This window comes from Siculibacillus lacustris, from assembly GCF_004328075.1.
Taxonomy (GTDB): domain Bacteria; phylum Pseudomonadota; class Alphaproteobacteria; order Rhizobiales; family Ancalomicrobiaceae; genus Siculibacillus; species Siculibacillus lacustris.
In genome coordinates this window covers 13097-28533 of the sequence record NZ_SJFN01000034.1, presented here as the reverse complement: position 1 = coordinate 28533, position 15437 = coordinate 13097, and the positions used below count along the sequence as shown (strand labels likewise).

Annotated in this window: 12 protein-coding genes; 6 read left to right on the top strand and 6 right to left on the bottom strand. The window is 70.7% G+C overall.

Features of this window, described 5'->3' with window-relative positions; translation table 11 throughout:
• Positions 1 to 67 precede the first annotated feature (67 nt).
• Together EYW49_RS18405 and EYW49_RS18400 are read right to left on the bottom strand one after the other, a co-directional pair.
• On the bottom strand, positions 68 to 976 hold the full coding sequence (locus EYW49_RS18405; protein ID WP_131311095.1) for a hypothetical protein: 909 nt from the start codon (positions 974 to 976) through the stop codon (positions 68 to 70).
• 165 nt (positions 977 to 1141) lie between these two features.
• Complete coding sequence (locus tag EYW49_RS18400; RefSeq protein ID WP_131311094.1) at positions 1142 to 2080, bottom strand: ArgK/MeaB family GTPase; 939 nt, start codon at positions 2078 to 2080, stop codon at positions 1142 to 1144.
• Positions 2081 to 2314: 234 nt separating this feature from the next.
• On the opposite strand from EYW49_RS18400, the gene EYW49_RS18395 reads away from it, so the two are divergent.
• From EYW49_RS18395 to EYW49_RS18385, 3 genes are all read left to right on the top strand, one after another.
• On the top strand, positions 2315 to 2683 hold the full coding sequence (locus EYW49_RS18395) for a hypothetical protein (protein WP_131311093.1): 369 nt from the start codon (positions 2315 to 2317) through the stop codon (positions 2681 to 2683).
• Positions 2684 to 2713: 30 nt separating this feature from the next.
• Entirely contained in the window at positions 2714 to 3319 is a 606-nt protein-coding gene (locus EYW49_RS18390; RefSeq protein ID WP_131311092.1) for a hypothetical protein, read from the top strand.
• A 127-nt stretch (positions 3320 to 3446) separates the two neighbouring features.
• Positions 3447 to 3914 (top strand): DUF1203 domain-containing protein, encoded by a 468-nt coding sequence (locus EYW49_RS18385; RefSeq protein WP_131311091.1) that lies wholly within the window; start codon positions 3447 to 3449, stop codon positions 3912 to 3914.
• Positions 3915 to 4012: 98 nt separating this feature from the next.
• Here the strand turns inward: EYW49_RS18385 and EYW49_RS18380 are convergent, their stop codons facing one another.
• On the bottom strand, positions 4013 to 4909 hold the full coding sequence (locus tag EYW49_RS18380; RefSeq protein ID WP_131311090.1) for an SDR family oxidoreductase: 897 nt from the start codon (positions 4907 to 4909) through the stop codon (positions 4013 to 4015).
• 93 nt (positions 4910 to 5002) lie between these two features.
• Between EYW49_RS18380 and EYW49_RS18375 the strand changes: the two genes are divergently transcribed.
• The gene (locus EYW49_RS18375; RefSeq protein ID WP_131311089.1) at positions 5003 to 5836 is read left to right on the top strand and encodes a helix-turn-helix transcriptional regulator; all 834 of its coding nucleotides are present in this window, start codon (positions 5003 to 5005) and stop codon (positions 5834 to 5836) included.
• Between the two features lie 171 nt (positions 5837 to 6007).
• Here EYW49_RS18375 and EYW49_RS18370 read toward each other — a convergent pair whose 3' ends face one another.
• The 3 genes from EYW49_RS18370 to ppdK all read right to left on the bottom strand — a co-directional run bounded on the left by EYW49_RS18370 (position 6008) and on the right by ppdK (position 11846).
• Entirely contained in the window at positions 6008 to 6214 is a 207-nt protein-coding gene (locus EYW49_RS18370) for a DUF4177 domain-containing protein (RefSeq protein WP_131311088.1), read from the bottom strand.
• A gap of 636 nt (positions 6215 to 6850) precedes the next feature.
• The gene (locus EYW49_RS18365; protein ID WP_165498328.1) at positions 6851 to 8797 is read right to left on the bottom strand and encodes a methyl-accepting chemotaxis protein; all 1947 of its coding nucleotides are present in this window, start codon (positions 8795 to 8797) and stop codon (positions 6851 to 6853) included.
• A 382-nt stretch (positions 8798 to 9179) separates the two neighbouring features.
• A complete protein-coding gene (ppdK, locus tag EYW49_RS18360) occupies positions 9180 to 11846 on the bottom strand; it encodes a pyruvate, phosphate dikinase (protein ID WP_131311086.1) in 2667 nt (888 codons plus the stop codon).
• 462 nt (positions 11847 to 12308) lie between these two features.
• On the opposite strand from ppdK, the gene EYW49_RS18355 reads away from it, so the two are divergent.
• Together EYW49_RS18355 and EYW49_RS18350 are read left to right on the top strand one after the other, a co-directional pair.
• Positions 12309 to 14387, top strand: a complete 2079-nt coding sequence (locus EYW49_RS18355; protein WP_131311085.1) for a tetratricopeptide repeat protein — start codon at positions 12309 to 12311, stop codon at positions 14385 to 14387.
• Entirely contained in the window at positions 14384 to 15376 is a 993-nt protein-coding gene (locus EYW49_RS18350; RefSeq protein ID WP_407695485.1) for a 4-(cytidine 5'-diphospho)-2-C-methyl-D-erythritol kinase, read from the top strand. The genes EYW49_RS18355 and EYW49_RS18350 overlap by 4 nt, the downstream gene beginning before the upstream one ends.
• The last annotated feature ends 61 nt before the right edge of the window (positions 15377 to 15437 follow it).

The following is a 15437-nucleotide window of genomic DNA, read 5'->3' as shown; positions in this document are numbered from 1 at the left end:
CGCGCGAGCCCGGCCGCGCCGAGGCGGGGCCGGGCGCCGAGACGCGGCGAATTGGTGTCGACGTCGATCAGTTCGGCGCGGTCGCGGGCGGCGTGGTCGCGTCGTCCTCGTCGCCGAGCACGGCGCGGAAGCGGGCGAGCACTTCGGCCGCGGCGCGGCGGGCGTAGCCGATCTCCGGGACCTTGGGCTGGGCCATGATCTCGGTGCGCGGATTGGCGGCGGCCATCTGGGCGTCGGGCATCGGCGGCAGGATCGGTCGGCCCTTGGTGCCGGGACGGTTGCCGAGGGCGGCGATCGCCGACTGGGTGACGACGCGGCCGGGACCGGTGCGGACCATGGCGACGATCACCCGATCGTCGGCGGCCTTTGCGTCGGGCGCGGCGAGGGCGCGGCGCGGCAGGGTGCGTTCGTTCAGCGGGGCGGCGAGCGAAGCGACGGTGACCAGCGGCGGCCAGCCGTCGAGCGACGGCGGCACGGCGGCCAGCGACGGCTTGACGAACAGATCGCGATCGGTGGAACGGCCGAGCGGCTGCGGCGCGATCAGGCGATCCCCCTTGCCGGTACGGTTGATCTGCGGCGGCACTTCGGGCGTGGGCTTGGGCGCGGCGCGGGCGCCGGGCGGCACGGCGCCGGTATATTCGGGCTCGACGGCGTCGATCGGCACCACCTTGCGCACGTCGCGCGGCACCAGATCGGCCTCGGCCATCACCATCGCGGCGGTCGACGGGCGCGGCTCGGCAGCGGCGAGGTTGACGCGCGCGGCGATCGCCAGCGCGGTGCGCTCGTGGCGCAGGCCGTCGAAGTCGGCCATCCAGGCGCCGGCGTCACGGACGGTCCAGCGCAGCGGCGCCTCGGGCGACGGCGAGCGACCGGCGACGGCCACCGCGAGCAGTCCCAGGGCGATGAGCGGCAAGGCCCGCAGGCGCGGGACGAGATCGACCCGACGGGTCGCACGGGAGCGACGCTTGTTCGGCATACGCGGTACCAGACTGCCCAGCAGCGGGGCTCGAGGGTCGCTGTGGCCGATCGGCCACGGTCGAGCCCTCTTTCCCGATCGCCCCGATCATCGCCGAGTAACCTCGAGAAAGGGTTAAAGGCGCGACCGCGTCATGCGGGGAAACGCGAAGTCGGCGACGCGTCGTCAGGTCGGGCTCGCGAGGCGGCGGTCGAGGTCGGCCGAGAGGCGGACGATCGCCGCGAAGGGCTCGGCGGCGACGCCGGGCGGAAGCGTCACGGAGGAAAGACCGCGCCGGCCGAAGCGCACGCGCAGGGCGTCTTCGACCCAATGGCGGGCCTGGGCGGCGCGGCGCGCCTGCCGGCGGCCGTCGCGATCGAGACTTGCGCGATGGGCCTCGATCGCCGCGGCGAGATCGGCGAGGCCGGTGCGGGCGGCGGCGGAGACCGCCACCACCGCTACCTTCGGGGCGCCGGGCGCGGCGAGCGTCAGGGCGCCGGCGACGTCGGCCACGGCGCGGCGGGCGGCCTCGCCCATGTCGGCCTTGGTGACGCAGACCACGTCGGGCAGTTCCATCACCCCGGCCTTCATGAACTGCAGGCTGTCGCCGGAGCCCGGCTGGATGCACAGCACGACGCAATCGGCGACATGGGCGATGTCGCCCTCCGACTGGCCGATGCCGACCGATTCGACGATCACCCGGTCGTAGACGGCGCGCATCAGCACGATCGCCGCGACGGCATGATCGGACAGGCCACCGAGGCGGTCGCGCGCCGCCATCGAGCGCACGAAGATGCGGTCGTCCTCGGGATCGGTGGCGAGCCGGGTGCGGTCGCCGAGCAGGGCGCCGCCGGACAGCCGCGACGAGGGATCGACCGCGACCACGCCGACGCTGCGGCCCTCGGCGCGGGCGGCGCGGATCAGCGCATCGGTCAGCGTCGATTTGCCCACCCCCGGCGGGCCGGTCAGGCCGAGGACGTCGCCGATCGCCTCCGCGGCGCAGGCGTCGAGGAGCGCGGCGAGCGCGGCGCTGCCGTCGGCGGTCTCGATCAGCGCCAGGGCGCGGGCCACGGCGGGCTTGCCGCCGGCGCGGATGGCGGCGAGGGAGGGGATCGGGCGGGTCATGTTCCTTCATGCCGGCTGCGGGCGCGGGCGTAAAGGCGCCCATGGTCGAAGACGGGCGGATCGACGGCGCGCGACCGTCGCGACGCTGTCCGATCACAACTCGGCGGTGTATCTTCGCCGCACCCCGGGAACGCGCCGACGCCGTCCGCCGCCGCCCCGGGCTCGGTGCGGACGCAGCGGCAGAGCCCGCGACGTTCGACCGAATCTCCGACGGACGCCGCCCCCGAGGTCGCGATGAGCCTGTCTTCCGCCTTCTCCGGTCTTCGTCGCGTCGCCTCGCGCGCGCTCGGGGCCGTCGGCATCGACTTCGGCAACGAAGAGATCGCCCGCGCCGAGATCGTCGAGAGCTTCCATGCGATCCGCTTCATCCCGACCCGGCAGGACGATCGCCTGTTCCTCAGGGTCCATGTCTCGGAAAACCGCTGTTCCGGTTGCTACAAGGTCGGCCTGATCGACCTCGAGGCCTTCATCATCGACCTGATCGCCATCCGCGACCGGATCCACGCCGGACCGCAGGCACCCGCGGCGCCGCCGCCCGCCGCTTCCACCGTGGCGATCGGGCGGCCTTCGGGGCCCGGCGGCCGCATCCGTCGGGACGGGTGAGCTACCCATCGTCTCTCGGAGGAACCGCCGATGTCGCAACTCTTCAGATCTTTCGCACCGCTGCTCGCCCTCGCGGCGATCGCCGGGTTCGCGGCGCCGGCGCTCGCCCTCGAGCCCACGGTACACGGCTCGACGCTGGTCCTGCGTGGGTTGATCCACTCGGGCGACGACCTCGCCGTCATCGCCGCCATCGAGGCGGCGCGGGGGCAGCTGCGGGTGGTCGATCTCGACAGTCCCGGCGGCAAGATCACCCCCGCGGTGGAGATCGCCCGGCGGATCCGCGCCGACGGGCTCGTCACCCTGGTCGACGCGAACCGATCGAACTGCGCCAGCGCCTGCACGGTGCTGTTCGCCGGCGGGGTGCGTCGCCACTACGTCGGGGCCGAGGGAATCGTCGACGCGGTGGCGCCCAAGGGTGGGCACGGGCTCGGCTACCACGAGGGCCACACCTCGCTTTCGCCCGACGGCAACCGCTATTCCGGCGCCGCGACCGCTCAGATGATCGCCGCCTACCACGAATTCGGCATGCCGCAGGCCGCGCCGCTGGCGACCCGGGCACCGCCGGAAAAGCTCTGGCGGGTCTCGTCGGCGAGCGCACTGGCGCTGGGCATCGCGACCTCGACGGCGCGACCTTGAGGCAGAGGCGGAGCTCCCGCCTCTCCGATCGTGCCCTCCCCGCCGCTGCGACCGTCGTCCGAAATCGGGTGGCCGGCGGGTGCCGAGCCGGCGATGCTCCCGACATGTCCACGCGGGAGCACCGCCCATGACCTCCCGCATCACCGGACTTTCACCCGAACCGTTCCGCCGGTTGTGGAACCTGCCGGAGGCCGAACTGGCGCGGCGCGACATTCGCCGCGTGGTCGCCCGGGAGCGCCCGGGCTACCCCGACCGCATCGAAATGCGCGAAGCGGCGCCCGGCGAGACGTTGTTGCTGCTCAATCACCTCTACCAGCCGGCGGCGTCGCCCTATCGTGGGAGTCCCGCGATCGACGTGCGCGAAGGCGCCGAGGCGCGCTACGACCGGATCGGCGAGGTGCCCGAGGTGATGCGCACGCGTCTCCTGTCGGTGCGGGCCTTCGACGCAGAGGCGATGATCGTCGACGCCGACGTGGTCGACGGCCGCGACCTCGAGCCGCTGATCGCCCGACTGTTCGAGAACGAGGCGACGGTCTACCTCCACGTCCACAACGCCGAGCGCGGCTGCTGTTCCGGGCGGATCGATCGAGTGTGAGGGAGCCCGAGCGGGGCGCATCGGTCGAGCGGCGGGGACGTCGCCCCGCCACCGTTTTTACCGTTCCCTGTCTCGTCGGCGCGCGCCGGGCGCCGGCCTCAGTCGCCGGAGATCCGCAGCTGCGCGAGATCGGTGAGCAGACCGGGGCCGGTCGGCTGCCATCCCAAGGCGGCGCGCGTCTGCGCGCTCGACGCCGGCATGTCGGCGCCCGCGAACATCGCGAGCCAGCCGAAATGGGCCGGGGCCGCGTCCGGCGCGACCGATTCGACCGGCAGATCGAGGCGCCGAGCAATCGCCTCAACGATGTCGCGCATCGCCACGCCCTCCTCGGCGACCGCATGATACTTGGCATTCGGCTCGGCCTTTTCGATCGCCAGACGATAGAGGCGGGCGACGTCGAGGACATGGGCCGCCGGCCAGCGATTGCGCCCGTCGCCGACATAGGCGCAGCCGCCCTTCGCGCGGAACATCGCGATCGCCGGCGTGATCAACCCTTGCGAGACGGGGTCGTGCACCTGCGGCAACCGGACCACGGAGACATTGACGCCGGCGGCGGCAAGGTGAGCGGCGGCCTCTTCCGAAGCGGCGCGGGGATGGTGGTCCGAGCCGACGATCGGGTTGTCTTCTCGGGCGGGCTCGCCGGGCACGGTGTTGGCGATCGGCGTGCCCGAGGTCACGATCAGCGGCCGGTCGGAGCCGGCGAGTACCGAACCGAGCGCCGCGATCACCCGACGATCGTCCTCGCAGTTCTGAACGAAGCGCGAGAAGTCGTGGTTGAAGGCGAGATGGATGACGCCGTCGGCGCGCGCAGCCCCCTCCTTCAGACTGTCCGGATCGGCGATCGAGCCGCGATAGACCTCGGCGCCGGTCGCGGCGAGGGCCGCGGCCTTGGCGTCCGAGCGGCAGAGGCCGATCACCCGATGGCCGGCGGCGATCAGATCCTCGACCACTCTCGACCCGATGTTTCCCGTCGCGCCGGTCACGAAGATACGCATGAGGCTGGTCTCCTGGTTTCGTCGGAGACACATCTGGACCGCTCTGCTATTCTGGTAAAGTAGTGATCTTATCCTATTATAGGAATCAACAGGATGGGCGTCCCGGTCGCGAGCGAAAATCTGCTGGGGAGCTATCTGCGGGATCGGCGCCTGAAGCTCGATCCGGCGGCCCTCGGCTTTCCCGCCGAGCGTCGGCGCACCCCGGGCCTGCGCCGCGAGGAGGTGGCCCAGCGGGCCGCCATCAGCCCGACCTGGTACACCTGGCTCGAACAGGGGCGCGGCGGCGCGCCTTCGGCCGACGTCCTCGATCGGATCGCCCGCGCCCTGATGCTCACCGACATCGAGCGCGAGCACCTGTTCCTGCTCGGTCTCGGCCGTCCGCCCGAGGTGCGCTATCGCAAGAGCGACGGCGTCACGCCGCGGCTGCAGCGGGTGCTCGATGCCCTGGATCCGAGCCCGGCGCTGATCCGGACGGCGATCTGGGACGTCCTGGCCTGGAATCGGGCGTCGACGGTGATGTTGCTGGACTATGGCTCGCTGCCGCCGGAGCAGCGCAACATCCTGCGCCACATCTTCCTCGACCCGCGCGCGCGGGCCGCACAATACGATTGGGAAGCTGTGGCGCGGTTCGCCTTGGGGGCATTTCGGGTGGATGCGGCTCGTGCCGGCGCGGCTGCCGAGGTCGAGCCGTTCGTGGCCGAACTCTGCCGGCTCAGCCCGGAATTCGCGGCGATGTGGGCGGAGAACAACGTGCGCGGCCATCACGGCGAGGCGGTCAAGCAGATCCGCCATCCGATTCTCGGACCGCTGGCGTTCGAATATTCGGCCTTCGCGGTCGACGGACGGACCGACCTCAGCATGGTCGTCTACAATCCGGCGACGCCGGACGACGCCGAACGGATCCGATCCCTCCTGCCGAAGTCCTAGGGCCTGCAGGGCGCGCATGCCGTTGCGCCGGGTCGCCCGGATGGTGCGATCGGTGCAGCTCGTTGCGCTCGATCCACCCTATGACCTACCGCATTGCAGCGGAACGTCGGCTCGGCCGTGGCCGGGCGTCGGACCGCGGCCGATCACCTCGGCCGCGGTCCGGATGCGATGTCAGGCCGCGTTCCGCGTCTTGACTTCGGCCACGAACGGGCGCTCGAGCAGAACCGGAATGCTCTGAGCCGCAAAGGACGAACGAGGCGTCAGATCGATGCTCGAGACCCGCCAACCGTCCTGGCCGAACTCATTGAGGCGGGTGGTCAGGTAACCGTCGCGATCACCGGCGCCGCTCAATTCGATTCTTTCGATACGATATTCCATGGTTGTACCTCCTGGTCTGCGTCGATCGACGCGAAGCGCATAGAGTGCTCACCCGTCGCTCGGTAATGCGGGACCGACCGAACATGGATTGGCTGTTGGACGGATCGGCGAGCGTTCCGATACGCTACGCTTCGAAGGCGCTAATTGCAAGTGATTATCATAAGCGTCGTTTCTTGCGCGATCGGTCGTCGCCGGCCGGGCCGCGTACGCGTCGAAATCCGACGTCGGCGCGCGCCGCCGCGGGCCGGCTCGGCTGCGCGATCGCCCGACCGATCTGTGTGCATGTGCGAAAGACTGGCCGACGAGCGCCGTTTTTGGGTGCGATGCGGTAGCCGCCGAGCGCCGGCGTTCGGCGGGGTGGCGTCCTTCGGTCGAAACCCCACGCCCGCTCCCGAGCGGACGGGAACCTCGGCTCCGGTCATCGAAAAGGGCGCCCTTCGGCGCCCTTCCCCCATCCTCTCATGCGGCAGCCCGCTCACGTCTTCGTCATCGGCACCGCCGCCGGCCGGGCGATCCGGTGTCGGGATGGCGACCCGGGGGTGGAAGGCGGATCCGCCCGGGATCCGGGCGCCGGGTCGCGCGCCGTGTCCGGCATCCCCATCCTCTCGGTCCCGGCGTCTTCCGATCCGCTGAGCGTCAGGCGACGCGAATCGTCGCCAGGAACCGGCCGACCTCGACGCGCAATTCATCCGATTGGCGGTTCAGCTTCGACGCCGAATCCAGGACCTGCAGCGCCGCCGAACTCGAGTCGGACGCGGCCAACGTCACGCCGGCGATGTTGCTCGACACCTCGGTGGTCCCGCGCGAGGCCTCCTGGACGTTGCGACTGATCTCGCCGGTCGCCGCCCCCTGGCCGTCGACGGCCGCCGAGATCGTCGCGGTGATGTCGTTCATGGTTTCGATCGTCCGGCCGATTTCGGCGATCGCCCCGGCGGCGAGATCGGTCGCCTGCTGGATCTCGCCGATCTGCGAGGAGATGTCCGCCGTGGCGCGGGCGGTCTGGTCGGCGAGCTGTTTGACTTCGGCGGCCACCACCGCAAACCCGCGGCCGGCCTCGCCGGCCCGCGCCGCCTCGATCGTCGCGTTCAAGGCGAGCAGATTGGTCTGCCCGGCGATGGTGTTGATCAGGCCGACGATCGATCCGATCCGATCCGCGGCGACGGCCAGCCCCTTGACGCGTTCGTTGGTCTGCGACGCTTCGACCACGGCCTTGCGGGCGATGTCCGCCGAGCGATCGACCTGCTGAGCGATGTCCTTCACCGAATACGCCAGTTCTTCGGTGGCCGAAGCCACCGACGCGACGTTTGCCGACGCTTCTTCGGACGCGGCCGCCACGGACGCGGACTGGGCCGAGGTCTGTTCGGCCGCCGTGGTCAGGGTCTGCGCGGCGGTCTGCAGGTCCTTCGACGCAGTCGCCACCGTCTCGACGATGCCGCCGACCGCGGTATCGAAACGGTCCGCCAGGGCATTCATTTCGCTGCGCCGGCGCTCGCTCAGGCGCCGTTCCTCGTTCGCCCGTTCGAGCCGCAGGTGCTCGGTCTCGACCATCGAGTCGCGGAACACCTTCATGGTCGCCCCGAGGGCACCGATCTCGTCTCGGCGGTCGGTGAAGGGGGCCTCGGTGGCGAGATCGCCTTCCGCGAGGCGGACCATCCGGTCGCGGATGACGATGAGCGGCCCGACCACGCGCCGTCCGACGAACCACAGGCTCGCCGCCGTCGCCGAGATCGCGGCGAGAAGCGCCCCGATCTGAACCATGAACCGTGTCTGGGCCGCCTCACGCTCCGAAAGGGCATAGGAATTGGCGACCGTGAGAATCGTTTCGGCCGTGCCCAACACCGCGCCCTGGCGTGGCAGGATGTCGACGTTCCACTCCGCCACGGAGACGTCCGGTTTGCCACCGGCCAGCACGTTCTTCAGCACCGACGGGTAGCGAGCCATCACGTCCGGCGTGAAGTTCAGCCGCTCCGCCTCCTCGATCTTCGCGCCGATCACCGCCGGAAGATCGATGCCGTCGAGAACCGCCTTCATCGCCTGCCAAGCGGTGCCCATCTTCGCCAGGTGCCCGGCCAGAACGAGCGGCGCGTCCGGAGCGACGGGCAGGCCGCCGATCGCATTGGCGACGACGAGCGAGGCGTCGCCACCCGTGGAGCGCACCGTCCAGGCCATGGCCTTGGCATCGAACAGCTTGTCGACGATGCCGTCCTGGAGCTTGACGCTTCGGGTGATCGCTCCCCCCATCGCGTCGAGCATGTTGATGAGGCTCGAGCTCTCCTTCACGTATTCCTGAGCGACCCCTTTGCGTCGTTCCGCCAGCGGCAACCGCATCTGTTCGAGCGACTCGGCCTGCAGCGCCACCATCTTGCGATACTGCTCGGCGAGCGCGCCGCGGCTTTGCGCGACTTCGGGGGTGGAGATGCGCTCGAGTGTCACCAGAGCCTTCGGCAGGGCCTCCATCGCGGCGCGACGCGCCTCCATCATCGCCTTGTTCTCGCCTTTCGCCCCGCCCTCGGCCTGAAGGTCACGGTTCGAATTCGAGCGGTCGGTGCGCAGCCCGGCCATCGCCACGAAAATGTCCTGCATGGCCACCGACGCGTCGACGATCCGATCCGCGACACGGACGCGCTGCCAGGAGGACCATGCCTGTTGCGCACAAATGGCCACGATGACCAAGGCGAAGAGGAGAATGATCCCCCGAAGAATACTGCTCACGGAAAGTCGGATCATGCTTTTTTCCCCAACGCCGGCAGCGCGGTGGCTGCGATGACGTGGGAAAGATGGCAGTCGAAGAATAGAAAATGGTTAACTGTGCTGCGCGCATCCGTCGGTTCGGCCTGTGGCGGCGAAAATCAGGATCGATGGGAGAGCTGCGTCCTCGAGGTGAGATGCGGTCGATCCGCACACTTTCGATCCACCGGGGCGCCCGTGGGCGCCCCTTCCCCATCCTCGGCCCGCGGCCGACGCTTCACTTCTTCCCGATCAGCGCGGCCTGCGCCGCGGCCAACCGGGCGATCGGCACGCGGAACGGCGAGCACGACACGTAGTCGAGCCCGATCGTCTCGCAGAAGCGGATCGACGCGGGGTCGCCGCCGTGTTCGCCGCAGATGCCGATCTTGAGGTCGGCCCGGCCCTTGCGGCCGCGCTCCACCGCGATGTCCATCAGTGCCCCCACCCCCTCGGTGTCGAGGGTGGTGAAGGGGTCGTGCTCGACCAGCCCGCCCTTCAGATAGGCGCCGAGGAACTTCGAGGCGTCGTCGCGCGACAGGCCGAAGGTCGTCTGGGTCAGGTCGTTGGTGCCGAACGAGAAGAACTCGGCGCTCTCGGCGATCGAGGCGGCGACGATCGCCGCGCGCGGCAGTTCGATCATCGTGCCGACGTGGTAGGGCACCGCCACCCCGGTCTCCTTGGCCACCGCCGCGGCGACCGCGTCGATGCGCGCCTTGACCCAGTCGAGCTCCGACTTCAGCCCGACCAGCGGCACCATCACCTCCGCCACGATGGTCTCGCCGGACTTGCGGCCGACCGCCACCGCCGCCTCGAAGATCGCCCGGCACTGCATCTCGTAGATCTCGGGGAACGACACCGCGAGGCGACAGCCGCGATGGCCGAGCATCGGGTTGAACTCGTGCAGGGCCTCGGCGCGGTCCCGGAGGCGGGCCGCCGGCACGCCCATCGCCGCCGAGACGTCGGCGATCTCCGAGTCGGTCTTGGGCAGGAACTCGTGCAGCGGCGGGTCGAGCAGGCGGATGGTCACCGGCAAGCCGCGCATGATCTCGAACAACTCGACGAAGTCGGCGCGCTGCATCGGCAGGAGCTTGGCCAGCGCCTCGCGGCGTTCATTCTCGGTGTCGGCGAGGATCATCTCGCGCACCGCGACGATGCGGCCCTCGTCGAAGAACATGTGCTCGGTGCGGCACAACCCGATGCCTTCGGCGCCGAAGCCGCGGGCGACACGAGCGTCGGCCGGGGTCTCGGCATTGGCGCGGACCTTCATGCGGCGGATCGCGTCGGCCCATTCCATCAGCGCGGCGAAGTCGCCGGACAGTTCCGGACGCTGCATCGGCACGTCGCCGAGCAGCACCTGACCGGCGCCGCCGTCGATGGTGATGCGGTCGCCGCGGCGCAGCACCACGCCCTCGGCGGACATGGTGCCGGCGGTGTAGTCGATGCGGATCGACCCGGCGCCGGAGACGCAGGGTTTGCCCATGCCGCGGGCGACCACCGCAGCGTGGCTGGTCATGCCGCCGCGGGTGGTGAGGATGCCTTGGGCTGCGTGCATGCCGTGGATGTCCTCGGGGCTGGTCTCGACCCGCACCAGGATCACCTTGCGGCCCGACTGGGCCACCGCTTCGGCCTCTTCCGAGGTGAAGACGATCTCGCCGGAGGCGGCGCCGGGCGAGGCCGGCAGGCCGGAGGCGAAGATGCGGCGCTGGGCGTCGGGGGCGATGGTCGGATGGAGCAGCTGGTCGAGGCCGGCCGGATCGATCCGGCGCACCGCCTCATGGCGCTCGATCAGGCCTTCGGCGACCATGTCGACGGCCATCTTGAGGGCGGCCTTGGTGGTGCGCTTGCCGATCCGGCACTGGAGCATCCACAACTTGCCGCGCTCGACGGTGAACTCGACGTCCTGCATGTCGCGGTAGTGGCGCTCCAGACGATCGCAGATCGCCACGAATTCGGCGAAGGCCGCCGGCATTTCGGTCTCGAGGCTGGGCTTGTCGGAACTGGCCAGCAGGCGGGCGGCCTCGGTGATGTTCTGCGGGGTGCGGATGCCGGCGACCACGTCCTCGCCCTGGGCGTTGATCAGGAACTCGCCGTAGAGCGCCTTCTCGCCGGTCGAGGGGTTGCGCGAGAAGGCGACGCCGGTCGCCGAGGTCTCGCCCATGTTGCCGAACACCATGGCCTGGACGTTGACGGCGGTGCCCCAGCTCTCGGGGATGTCGTGGAGGCGGCGGTAGGTGATCGCCCGGGCGTTCATCCACGAACCGAACACCGCGCCGATCGCGCCCCACAGCTGCTCGCGCGGATCCTGCGGGAAGGGCTTGTCCAGCTCGCGCTCGATCAGCTTCTTGTAGTCGGCGACCACCGCCTTCCAGTCGTCGGCGCCGAGATCGGTGTCGAGCACGAAACCGTGATGTTCCTTGTAGTCCTCGAGGATCTCCTCGAACTCGTGATGCTCGAGATCGAGCACGACGTTGGCGTACATCTGGATGAAGCGGCGATAGCTGTCCCAGGCGAAGCGGGCGTCGCCGGCGACCCGGGCGAGAGCCTCGACGGTGACGTCGTTGAGGCCGAGATTGAGCACGGTGTCCATCATGCCGGGCATCGAGGCGCGGGCGCCGGAACGCACCGAGACGAGCAGCGGATCGCGCTCGTCGCCGAAGGTCTTGCCGGTGATGCGGGCCATGCGGGCCAGCGCCGCGTCGACGGACGGCGCGAGATCGGCGGGATAACTGCGGCCGCCGGCGTAGAACGCGGTGCAGACCTCGGTGGTGATGGTGAAGCCGGGGGGCACGGGAATGCCGAGATTGGACATTTCGGCGAGGTTGGCACCCTTGCCGCCGAGAAGGGCCTTCATGTCGGCGGCACCCTCTGCCGCGCCATCACCGAAGGTGTAGACCCATTTCGCCATGTGACGTCTCCCATGTCCTGCCGGCAGGGTTTCGTCGGAGTCGCGTATCCTCGCGGGATCCAGCCACTGCCTGGAATCTGAAATGCATCTCCCCCGAGCGGCGCGCAAGCCGTTTCTGATGCGTAGGATGACGACGGCGACATCGCGTCTCACGACCTTCGTCGCAACCACACGGCGGCGGCTTTCGGCGGCGGGTCGGCGACGCTTCACAAGCGGTCACAAACCGGCCATTCTGCCGGCGCCCGGTCGTCGGCGGTTCGCCGCCGTGCTACACGGCGGGCAGCGGGGGCGTCGGGCACCCGCGGGATGAGACGAGACGGCGACCGCTCCCGGAGCGGGCGTCGAACCATGACATGAGACGTCGACCGGCCGCCGAGATCCCTCGGTCGCGGGTTCGACGTGAGAGCGGCGCGGCGCCGAGCCGCGGTCGCCGGGAGCTTCCGCAACATGCCGAGTGAATGGGTGAGCAGATCGTTCGGGCGCGGCGTCGCCGCGGCGCACGGCCGCGACGGAGCCGTAGGGCGGGCGCGAATCGCGTCGCGCACCATCGCGGCGATCGTGATCGGCGTCGCGACGGCCCTGGCTCCCGCCGGGGCGGTCGCCGCCAAGCCGGGCAAGGACCTGCTCTCGGTGTTCGTGCCGCCGTCCTTCGCCGGCAGCTATCTCGCCGGACGCTACGCCAACGCCACCCGCGACATCGCGGCGGCGGCCGACTTCTTCGAGACCGCGACGGCGATCGATCCGAGCAACCCGGTGCTGGTCGAACGGACCTTCCAGCTCCTGGTCGCCGACGGGCGCTTCAAGGAGGCGGTGGCGCTGGCCGAGCGGCTGGCGCGCACCGACAAGGGCCACCCGCTGGCCCGGCTGGTGCTCGGCGTCGAGGCGCTGAAGAACGGCCGTTGGGACCGGGCGCGCAGCCAGTTCGCGCAGTCGCAGAACCGGCCGCTGTCGGATCTGACGGTGGCGGTGCTGAGCGGCTGGGCCCAGGCCGGACGCGGCGACACCGATCAGGCGCTGAAGACCGTCGACGCAGTCACCGGGCTCGACTGGTACGCGGTGTTCAAGAACTTCCACGGCGGCCTGATCGCCGAAGCGGCCGGCCGCAAGGTCGAGGCGGCGCGCCGGCTCGGTGCGGCCTACGCCAGCGAGAAGCGCAATCTGCGCATCGTCGAGGCGCAGGTCGGCCAGCTCGCCCGCGCCGGCCGCACCGCCGACGCGCTGGCGGTGATCGCCGCCTTCAAGACCGAGATCCCGGAGCATCCGGTGATCCTCGCGCTCGAAGCCGATCTCAAGGCCGGCAAGGTGCCGGCGCCGATCATCGCGTCGCCCCAGGCGGGCGCGGCGGAATTCCTCTACGGCCTCGGTTCGGCGCTCGGGCGCGACGGCGGCGAGGACATCGCGGCGATGTATCTGCAGCTCGCCCTGTGGCTGGCGCCGGATTCGGAACTGCCGCTGATCACCCTGGCCGGTGTCCAGGGTCAGCTGAAGCAATACGACAAGGCGATCGCGCTGCTCGAGCGCATCCCCACGGCGTCGCGCCTGCGTCCGCTCGCCGACATCCAGGTCGGCCGCTACTACACGGTGATGCTGAAGTACGACGAGGCGTCGAAGCATCTGCAGGCGGTGATCGACCGCAGCCCGCGCGACCTCGAGGCGATCCTGGCGCTCGGCGACGTGCAGCGCGCGGACAAGAAGTTCGCCGATGCGGTGGTGACCTACAGCCGGGCGATCGACCTGATCGGCAAGCCGAGCAAGAACGACTGGACCTACTATTATTACCGCGGCATCGCCTACGAGCGCACCAAGCAGTGGCCGAAGGCCGAAGCCGACTTCAACCGCTCGCTCGAGCTGTTCCCCGACGAGCCGCACGTGCTCAACTATCTCGGCTATTCCTGGATCGACATGGGCATCCATCTCGACAAGGGCCTGGAGCTGGTGCGCCGCGCGGTCGACCTCAAGCCCGACGACGGCTACATCGTCGACAGTCTCGCCTGGGCCTATTTCAAGCTCGGCCGCTTCGACGAGGCGACCGGCGAGCTCGAACGGGCGATCCAGCTGAAGCCCGACGATCCGGTGATCAACGACCATCTCGGCGACGCCTATTGGAAGATCGGGCGCAAACGCGAAGCGACCTTCCAGTGGCGCCATTCGCTCGACATGAAGCCGGAAGCCGACGAGGTCCCGAAGATCCAGAAGAAGCTCGACGACGGGTTGGCCGAGCTCGCCGCGGCGGCCGCGGCCGTGGTGGTTCCGGTCCCGGCTCCGGCGCCCGCGCCGGCGGCAGCTCCGACTCCCGAGACGCCGGCGACCCCGGCGCCGTCGGTCGATCAACCGCCGACCCTGCCGCCGACCCCCGAGGTGCCGGCCGCCGATGCGCCCAAGCCGACGCCTCCGGCCGACGCGCCGAAGCCGGTGCCGGAGATCATCGCCCCGACGCCGATCCCCGCGCCCGACGCCGTCGTCCCACCGGCCCCCGTCGTGCCGCCGGCCGACGCGCCGGCGCCGGCCCCCGGGGACGGTGCAGCCCCCGCCAAGCCGTGACCCCGGCCGCGCCCGACCGGCCGATCTCGGCCGGCCGCGGCGACGCGGCCGGCGGCTGGGTCTGCGAAGACGCGCCGGCCAAGATCAATCTGGCGCTGGCGGTGACCGGTCGACGCGCCGACGGCTATCACTTCATCGACACGCTGGTCGCCCACGGCGTCGCCGGCGATACCGTCGCGGCGCGCGTCGACGGCGTGGCCGATGCGGCGGCGGATCCGATCCGGGGATTCGAGGTCGACGGTCGCTTCGCCGCCGGTCTCGACGGCGAGGCCGACAATCTGGTGCTGCGCGCGGCGCGGCTCCTGGCCCGCGAGGCGGCGCGCCGCGGCCGGCCGACCGCGGCGGTGACGCTGCGACTCACCAAGCGCCTGCCGATCGCCTCGGGGCTCGGCGGCGGCTCCTCGGACGCCGCGGCGACGCTGCGCCTGCTCGACCGGATCTGGGACCTCGGCCTCGGCCGGATGCGACTCGCCGAGCTCGCCGCCCCGCTCGGGGCCGATCTGCCGATGTGTGTGCTCGGCACGGCGCTGCGGGCGCGCGGCATCGGCGAGGCGACCGAGCCGGTCGCGGGCCTGCCGATCCTGTCGCTGGTGCTGGTCAATCCCGGCGTGGCGGTGGCGACCCCGGCGGTGTTCAAGGCGCTGACGCGGCGCGACCATCCGCCGCTGCCGCAGTGGCCTGCCGCCTGGGACGGGGTCGACGGGGTGGCGCGGTGGCTCTCCACCACCCGCAACGATCTCGAGGCGGCGGCGATCGGCCTCGCCCCGCCGATCGGCGACGGGCTGGCGGCGCTTGCCGCTCGGCCGGGCTGCCTCCTGGCGCGGATGTCGGGATCGGGGGCGACCTGTTTCGGGTTGTTCGCCGACCCGCAGGCGGCGGCGCAGGCGGCCGTGGCGATCGCCGCGGCGCGGCCGTCGTGGTGGGCGGTCGCCGGGACGACCCTCGGGGATCCCTCCGTCGCCGGGCGGGCCGACGCCGAACTCCCTTAAGGTCATCTCAATATATTGTTTCCAATAGTATCCCTGACGCCCGTTTCGCGGCGGCGGCACA